We start from the raw sequence: 4,549 nt of genomic DNA, 5'->3' as shown, positions 1-4,549 counted from the left end.
ACGACCTGACCGCTGCCCGCACCCACCACATCATCCAAATCTGCGAACGCCAAGGCGTCCCCGTCCTCGCCGACCGCGCCTACATCGGCGCCGGCCACTGGGTGACCACACCGGCCAGACGGCCTCCGAACCGGGACCTCACCACGACCCAGCAGACGATCAACCGGGCCCTGTCAGCGGCGCGAGCACCGGTCGAACGAAGCGTCGCGCGACTCAAGTCCTGGCGCATCTTCCGCAAAGCCCGCTGCAGCCCCAACCGCATGACGGCCATCGCCGCAGCCGTCCTCACTCTGGAGCGTCAACGCTGAAAATGCTCAGTCTCTTTCATCCTGTGCATCGGCACCACCGTCCAAGCCGACCACACACTCCTGACCTGCCACAATTCAGGATGAAACAGGCTCATTGACGGGAAACTCTCACAGTTCACGCTTCCGGCACACAACGCCGCAGGTCAGCGCCCTGCGAAACGGAACCCGAACCGTTTCTGATCAATACAATAGGCTCACGAAGGAAACCACGTGAGGCATCCTCAAAGTTTCCGCAAATCGTTGCGATATTTGGCAAACCACTCGTCAATAACCGCCTGGGAGTGCCAGCGCAAATCATTTTCCTCGGCGTCGCTGCACTTGTTCTGCCGATAGCGAATACAGGAGCTGACGTACGCGCCGTAGTTGCGCAGATGACCGAAGCTGTGAAGAAAGTGACTGGAAAGCGGATCCTCATTCCAGCCGGCAGGGGTGCTCCAGAGTCCACTACCTAGCGCTTGTGTGAGTTTTCGGCACAGGACGTCCCAGTAGCCGACATTGTCGATCTCCACATTATTGGTTTCATTGGCAGCGTGAAAAGCTGCCGAAACTGACGCTTCGACAAAGTAAGACTTGAGCGATTCCTCGTCGGGAATTTGCACGATAGTCCTTTCAGTTGACTACTCGGCATTGATTACGCATAAAGCCGGGGAAGGCGATTGCCTCAAGGGTGGACGTTCGGGTTTGGGTAGAAACCCTACGCCTACCCCTACGAGCATAGGCGCAGTATTGGCTTCGGCATATGAGGCAGCGAGCTCGCGTCGCAAAGTAAACTTAAGAGCGCCGATTCTCTGTGACAATAGCCATAAGGGAACCTGAACGGGCAGTTGATGGGATCGATCGCGCAATCTGGTGGCTTCGCACTGCTTCACGCGGACGCACTAGCCTCGCGCTTTCACGAGCGGTTGCGTCCGATGCTTGATAAAAGACAGGAGGAGTTCTCCTGACCTGCAACGATGGGACTTTTCTAGGGTCCTGTTCGTCGCGTGGGAAGAAGCACTCCTCAGGTTGTCGGCGTACAAAGTGAACGTGGCTCTGGCAAGAATTTCGTAGGCGGAGATCATCTCGGTGACACGGTCGGCCGGTCGGCATAGCGGGCTGCCGACGGTCACGCTTTCCGCACGGATGCGCGTCAGATACCTACGCGAGTGGACGGGGCGTGGAAGCGGGAGCGGCTCCGGGTGTGGATTCCCGACAATGCAGGAGCCGAAGCGTGCTTCGCCTACGGCGTACCGGTCCACACCTTCGGCCGTCTGTACGGCATCATGCGGCCCTGCCCCGAAGTCCTCCTTCTCTCCCCGCAACTGGTCTACCAGCGGGTCTTCGTCCGCAATGCGCGAGAAGCACAAGCGCTGGAGGACGGCGGTCTGCGGAGCAACCTGATCACGCGCTTCGACCTCACCGACGACGAACAGATGACGCTCTGCTGACGGCCATCAACACCTGCCTCACCGGCCATGTCGACGCAGCACCCACACCGATCAGTTGGTCGGCCGGCATACCCGGTTATCGTCCGTTACCTCGTACACGTCGATGCGCAGGAGCTGGCGGACGTGGGCCGGAACGCGTGTGGCGGCCTTGAGGGAGGTGGACGGCACGACGAGGGCGTAGCGGATGTGCGGGTTCTGGCTCGTCATGCGGCGCAGCAGTTGGCCGTAGGCGATGTCGGCGTCGATGCCTTTCTCGCTGGTGCGGCCCTTGGCCTCGCAGATCAGCCGTTCCTCTCCGCGTACGGCTTCCAGGTCAGTCCACCGGTCCGTGGGATCGATTGGTGTCCAGCGTTCTGCCAGGAGCCAGGTGCGGAAGGTGTCGGTTCGGTGACCCGGTCCTCGTCACTGAGCCTCTTTCATCCTGTGCTGAAGGGTGAAATGGGCTGGTCAGCAGGGGTGGTGACGTGGCAGGGCCCCTCGTCGTTGGCGTGGTGATTCCACTCAACACGCTGGCGACCGAAGGGGCCCTGTTGGTTCCGTATCCTGCCACGCTCGACGTCCCGCATGAGCTCGTCGAGCATGTGGCCTGGCTGCTGTATGAGCATCGACTGGCCCGCAACATCCGTTGGCGCCAGCTCGGTTGCTTCAAACAGGCGTTGCTCACCCTCGTCCACCTGCGGGAGAACGAAACGTTCCCGCAGCTCGGGGGCGGTTTCGGTGTCTCCACGGCAACGGCCTGGCGGTACGTCGACGAGACGCTGGACGTCCTGGCCGCGTGGTCGCCGGGCCTGCACGAGGCCCTCGCCGGACTGGGTAAGGGCGACCATGTGATCGTTGACGGCACTCTGATCCCCATCGACCGGATCCGCGCGGACGAGCCGTACTACTCGACGAAACACCGCAAGCACAGCATGAACGTGCAGGTCATCGCCCGCCGGGACGACACACCGCTGTGGTTCTCCCGTGCTCTGCCCGGGCGCACCCACGCCCCGACCGCGGCCCGGGCCCCACGACATCGTCCAGACCCGCCTCACCAGACAGATCCTCGTCCCCGCCGACCACGCCTACCAAGGCGCCGGCGCCACCGTCCGCACCCCCTACTACCACCACCGAATCCAGCCGCCGCACTACCAGGACTTCAACCGGGACCACGCGCGACTCCGCACGCCAGGCGAACACGCCTTCGCCCGGCTGAAGTCACGGCGCATCCTGCGACAGGCACCATGCTCCACCAACCGCACCAGCCAGATCATCAAGACCGTTCACACCCTCCTGACCTGCGAACACTCAGGATGAAAAGGGCTCACTGAGCCTCCTCAGATCGGGCACGATCGAGTGATACCGCAGGAGATTGCCGCCGTCAGCCCCTACGACAACACTACGAGTTCGAACTCGGTATTCAGGATAGAAACGCCTCGGTGCCGGGCTTGCCGAGAAGTGGCGCTATCATAAAATCGCCCACATCCCTAAGCAAATTCTCCAGCTCTCCCATTCTTTCATGTTCAAGATGCGAAATGGCCGCCATCATCGCTGGCTTCCCCCCTTCCCCAAGCCTGCGGACGATAGGAGTGGATTGCGCGAGGTCATCATAACGCTGCTCCGCCGTGCGACCTATCAGCTTGAGTCGGCGTAGACCCTCCACAATCTTATGGTATCCAGCGAATGTAAAATCGTCCCAATTGGATTCGCGATGAACTGGAATCTCGTGGAGGACAAGCCACTTTGATGGCCATGAAGCAAGGTCCCTCCTGCAGGCCGGGCAGGTGGGATTCCTATTTTCCTTCAGCCCCCTCAGCGCCCATTCGTCGATGCACTTATTATGGAACTCGTGCTTTCCTTCCTCGCACCATATCTTGAAGGGCTTCCCCCCTACGTTTTCTAGGCAGATCGCACAGTTCTCCGACTTCGTTTCGCTGCTCTCTGAAGATGCCGAGACGCCAGGTGAAAATTCACTGCCGATAGGCGCTAGCATCTTCACTACACGCTTCTTCGTACCCGTCGCCTTGAGAAGTTCGGCTACCCTCGGAAACCATTCATCAGGGCAGGAAACCTCAAGGGTCCCTGGGTCCGTAATTCTACCGACCTTTTTCTTGATGCATCCTAGATTTTGCAGGCGGTGGGTCAGTTGGCGCGCTTGTTGCTCGAAAGTGAGGATGGTGATTCCGTTTCCCCGAAGCAGGAAGAAGTCCACCTCTACGCCGGCGGGAACGATTTTCTTGAGATACTCATAGTTCTCCCGATTGTGCAGGTTTATGTTCTGGATTCGGAAGCCGATCCACAGGAACGCGCAGAAGTCTCCGACCCAAGGGCAGGGGGACCCGTCCGGAGAGGTAGCGGCGTATTCTACAAAATCCATCCGATGTTCATACTCAGCGAAGTATGGTTCCACTTGGGCGCTGTGGAGTACGGCTTGAATGGCCTCCTCGCGCGTATGCCCAGAGATCACCATATTTCGGATGGCTTCTTGGAGGTCACCGGCCAGAGTAAGGCAGTGGTCAAGGGTAAACATCAGACTTCCTGTTGTTCTTCGCCTGATTACGATCGGGAACATCAGACAGCCTGCCATGGGAGCGTTTCCGCTTCGCCTGCTCCAGGGGCAAGAGATGACGCACTCAAGCGGGTCATCCCGGCCGCCCCAAGGGGCACAAGCGTTTTCCGACCAGACGTTGATGCGAGCTGAGGGGCGAGGACGGCCTTCCCTATTTCGGCAATTCGGTTGAGTGAGCATTTTCAGCGTTGACGCTCCGGAGTGAGGACGGCTGCGGCGATGGCCGTCATGCGGTTGGGGCTGCAGCGGGCTTTGCGGAAGATGCG

The 4,549-nt window shown here is 60.0% G+C and carries 5 protein-coding genes and 2 pseudogenes; 3 read left to right on the top strand and 4 right to left on the bottom strand.

Annotated elements, in window-relative coordinates; genetic code table 11:
• Positions 1 to 308, top strand: a 308-nt coding sequence (locus tag AB0E14_RS39370) for a transposase family protein (RefSeq protein ID WP_362430287.1), incomplete at its 5' end; no start/stop codon positions are given.
• Positions 309 to 529: 221 nt separating this feature from the next.
• Here the strand turns inward: AB0E14_RS39370 and AB0E14_RS39365 are convergent.
• A complete protein-coding gene (locus tag AB0E14_RS39365; RefSeq protein ID WP_362430284.1) occupies positions 530 to 907 on the bottom strand; it encodes a hypothetical protein in 378 nt (125 codons plus the stop codon).
• 579 nt (positions 908 to 1,486) lie between these two features.
• Here AB0E14_RS39365 and AB0E14_RS39360 point away from each other — a divergent pair.
• Positions 1,487 to 1,735: a hypothetical protein gene (locus AB0E14_RS39360; protein ID WP_362430281.1), complete on the top strand. Its 249-nt coding sequence runs from the start codon at positions 1,487 to 1,489 to the stop codon at positions 1,733 to 1,735.
• A 51-nt stretch (positions 1,736 to 1,786) separates the two neighbouring features.
• Here the strand turns inward: AB0E14_RS39360 and AB0E14_RS39355 are convergent, their stop codons facing one another.
• A complete protein-coding gene (locus tag AB0E14_RS39355) occupies positions 1,787 to 1,942 on the bottom strand; it encodes a hypothetical protein (protein WP_362430278.1) in 156 nt (51 codons plus the stop codon).
• 281 nt (positions 1,943 to 2,223) lie between these two features.
• Here AB0E14_RS39355 and AB0E14_RS39350 point away from each other — a divergent pair.
• Positions 2,224 to 3,031 (top strand): annotated as a pseudogene (locus AB0E14_RS39350) (transposase family protein).
• Between the two features lie 103 nt (positions 3,032 to 3,134).
• Here AB0E14_RS39350 and AB0E14_RS39345 read toward each other — a convergent pair.
• Together AB0E14_RS39345 and AB0E14_RS39340 are read right to left on the bottom strand one after the other, a co-directional pair.
• On the bottom strand, positions 3,135 to 4,244 hold the full coding sequence (locus tag AB0E14_RS39345) for a hypothetical protein (protein WP_362430275.1): 1,110 nt from the start codon (positions 4,242 to 4,244) through the stop codon (positions 3,135 to 3,137).
• A 221-nt stretch (positions 4,245 to 4,465) separates the two neighbouring features.
• Positions 4,466 to 4,549, bottom strand: a pseudogene (locus AB0E14_RS39340) (IS5/IS1182 family transposase); the annotation flags it as partial.

This window comes from Streptomyces sp. NPDC047981 (assembly GCF_040653315.1).
Classification (GTDB): Bacteria; Actinomycetota; Actinomycetes; order Streptomycetales; family Streptomycetaceae; genus Streptomyces.
This window is presented reverse-complemented; position numbering and strand designations above follow the sequence as displayed.

What these genes read in the sequence shown, in the direction of transcription:
- AB0E14_RS39355 (WP_362430278.1), bottom strand. Translation starts at nt 1,942, where the DNA reads ATGACGAGCCAGAACCCGCACATCCGCTACGCCCTCGTCGTGCCGTCC.
- AB0E14_RS39345 (WP_362430275.1), bottom strand. Translation starts at nt 4,244, where the DNA reads ATGTTTACCCTTGACCACTGCCTTACTCTGGCCGGTGACCTCCAAGAA.